At 70.0% G+C, this 2,629-nt stretch carries 4 protein-coding genes; all 4 read left to right on the plus strand.

Going from position 1 to position 2,629, the window contains the following annotated elements:
* Positions 1-728 precede the first annotated feature (728 nt).
* Positions 729-1,046 (plus strand): integration host factor, actinobacterial type, encoded by a 318-nt coding sequence (mihF, locus tag ACRDSQ_RS22365; protein ID WP_091380708.1) that lies wholly within the window; start codon positions 729-731, stop codon positions 1,044-1,046.
* Positions 1,043-1,648: a guanylate kinase gene (gene gmk / locus ACRDSQ_RS22370; RefSeq protein ID WP_431423771.1), complete on the plus strand. Its 606-nt coding sequence runs from the start codon at positions 1,043-1,045 to the stop codon at positions 1,646-1,648. The genes mihF and gmk overlap by 4 nt, the downstream gene beginning before the upstream one ends.
* A 16-nt stretch (positions 1,649-1,664) precedes the next feature.
* Positions 1,665-1,952 (plus strand): DNA-directed RNA polymerase subunit omega, encoded by a 288-nt coding sequence (gene rpoZ, locus ACRDSQ_RS22375; RefSeq protein WP_431423772.1) that lies wholly within the window; start codon positions 1,665-1,667, stop codon positions 1,950-1,952.
* Positions 1,949-2,629, plus strand: a 681-nt coding sequence (gene coaBC / locus ACRDSQ_RS22380; RefSeq protein ID WP_431423773.1) for a bifunctional phosphopantothenoylcysteine decarboxylase/phosphopantothenate--cysteine ligase CoaBC, incomplete at its 3' end; no start/stop codon positions are given. The genes rpoZ and coaBC, both read left to right, overlap by 4 nt.

Below are 2,629 nucleotides of genomic sequence, written 5' to 3' on the forward strand. Positions count from 1 at the left end.
TCCCAGACCCACAGCGGCGCCCACCCTCCGCCCAGCCCCGCACGCCTGCCCGGCGCCGCAGCCTGCTCGGCCCGGCACGCCGGCCTGACCGGGGCACACCCTGCCCGGCCCGCATGCCTGCCGGCCCCCAACGTCTGCTGGTGCCGCATGCCTATCGGCCCCCGTACACGTGCCGCGCACTTGCACCCACAACTCTCGGCGCCGCGCACCGCGCCCCCGCCAATACCGCTCACCCCGCACCCGGGAAAGCCCCACCCGCCCCGCCTCCCCCGCGGCATCGGCGGGCCCAATTTCGTCCGCGCCCCGGGCCCCGAACCTTCCCTCGACGCATGTTGATCGGGCGTTTCGCCATGATCAGCACCCCGCCCCGCCGCGAGAATCGGACGCCGAATTGGCCCACATTGCGCCATTCGGTGGATGCGCGAACCCAAATTCTGTTCGCGCAGGTGGCGATGGGTGGTCTGACTGGGTGTGTTCAGAACAACTCGGAAAGTGGTGGAAATGACACTTTCTTGTCCCGTGGGCACCCGATCGCGCTCCGTGACCGGCCGCTTTCCGCCTCCGCTCGAACCATTGGTGCAGGTCACAGCATCGGCCGATCCGGGACGTTGATCAACTTCTAGCACGTCGTCACCGTGCGCACAGACGGGACCCGCGTTGTCTTCGCAGGCCAGGGCTCGGTAACGTCGCGGCACCGATCCGGAGAACCAATCCCCACGGAGGAAATCGTGGCCCTTCCCCAGCTGACCGAGGAGCAGCGGGCCGCAGCGCTGGAGAAGGCGGCTGCCGCCCGTCGCGTCCGGGCTGAGCTCAAGGAGCGCCTGAAGCGAGGTGGCACCACCCTCAAGGACGTGCTGACTCAGTCGGACAACGACGAGATCCTCGGCAAGATGAAGGTCACCGCTCTGCTGGAGGCCCTCCCAGGCGTCGGCAAGGTGCGTGCTCAGCAGATCATCGAGCGCCTTGAGATCGCCCCGAGCCGCCGTCTGCGCGGTCTTGGAGACCGTCAGCGCAAGGCCCTGCTCGCCGAGTTCCCCAGCGAGTGAATGACAGTTTGAACGGCCGTGAGCCGGGCCCGGGTGTCGCTACCCGGTCCCGGCTCACTGTCGTGTCGGGTCCGTCGGGTGTGGGCAAGTCGAGCGTGGTCGGCGAACTGCGCAAGCTCCACCCCGACCTCTACTTCAGTGTCTCGGTCACGACCAGGGCCCCGCGCCCCGGCGAGATCGACGGCGCGCACTACCACTTCGTCGACCGCGCCGAGTTCGACCGCATGGTCGCCGCGGGCGAGTTGCTGGAGCACGCGGAGTTCGCGGGCAACCACTACGGCACCCCGCGCGCGCCCGTCGAGGCCGCTCTGACCTCGGGCAAGCCCGCGGTGCTGGAGATCGAGCTGCAGGGCGCGCGCCAGGTGCGCGCGGCCATGCCGGAGGCCCAGCTGGTCATGCTGGTGCCGCCGTCCTGGGACACGCTGGTGAGCAGGCTCACCGGCCGTGGCACCGAGGAGGAGGCCGTCGTCGCCCGCAGGCTCGCCATCGCCGAGGAGGAACTGGCCGCGAAGAAGGAGTTCGACGCGGTCGTGGTGAATGCCGATGTACGGCAGGCCGCCGGCGAGTTGCTAACCTTGGTACTCACGCCATCATCGGATTGACCTGGAGCTGTTGCGAGTGATCACCCCTACCGAGTTGGGCGCACTGGGCGAGCCGTCGACCGCCCTCGAAGGCATCACCAACCCGCCGATCGATGACCTGCTCGACAAGGTCAGCTCCAAGTACGCCCTGGTGATCTACGCGGCCAAGCGCGCGCGCCAGATCAACGACTACTACGCCCAGCTGGGCGAGGGCCTGCTCGAGTACGTCGGCCCGCTCGTCGAGCCCGGCGCGCGCGAGAAGCCGCTGTCCATCGCGCTGCGCGAAATCCACTCCGGTCTGCTTGAGCACACCGAGGGCGAGTGACGTCCCGGCCTCGGGTCGTCCTGGGCGTAGGCGGCGGCATCGCCGCCTACAAGGCCTGTGAGGTCCTGCGCCGACTGACCGAGTCCGGTCACGACGTGCGGGTCGTGCCGACCGAGGCCGCTCTGCGGTTCGTCGGTGCGGCGACCTTCGAGGCCCTGTCCGGCAACAAGGTCCACACCGGTGTCTTCTCTGATGTGCCCGAGGTGCCCCATGTGCGGCTCGGCCAGGAGGCCGACATCGTCGTAGTCGTGCCCTCGACGGCCGATCTGCTCGCGAAGGCCGCCCACGGCCTCGCCGACGACCTGCTCACGAACACCCTGCTGACCGCGCGCTGCCCGGTGCTGATGGTCCCGGCCATGCACACCGAGATGTGGGAGCACGCGGCCACCCGGGCCAACGTCGCCACCCTGCGTTCGCGCGGGGTCGTGGTGTCCGAGCCCGCGAGCGGCAGGCTCACCGGCGCCGACACCGGCAAGGGCAGGCTCGCCGACCCGGCCGAGATCGTCGACCTGGCCCGGCTCCTGCTGGCCCGTTCCGACGCCCTGCCGCGCGACATGGAGGGCCTGCACGTCGTCGTCTCGGCGGGCGGCACCCGTGAGCCGCTGGACCCGGTCCGTTTCCTGGGCAACCGCTCGTCGGGCAAGCAGGGCTACGCCCTCGCGCGCACGGCCGTGCAG

The sequence above is a fragment of the Actinokineospora sp. genome, assembly GCF_050699995.1.
Classification (GTDB): Bacteria; Actinomycetota; Actinomycetes; order Mycobacteriales; family Pseudonocardiaceae; genus Actinokineospora.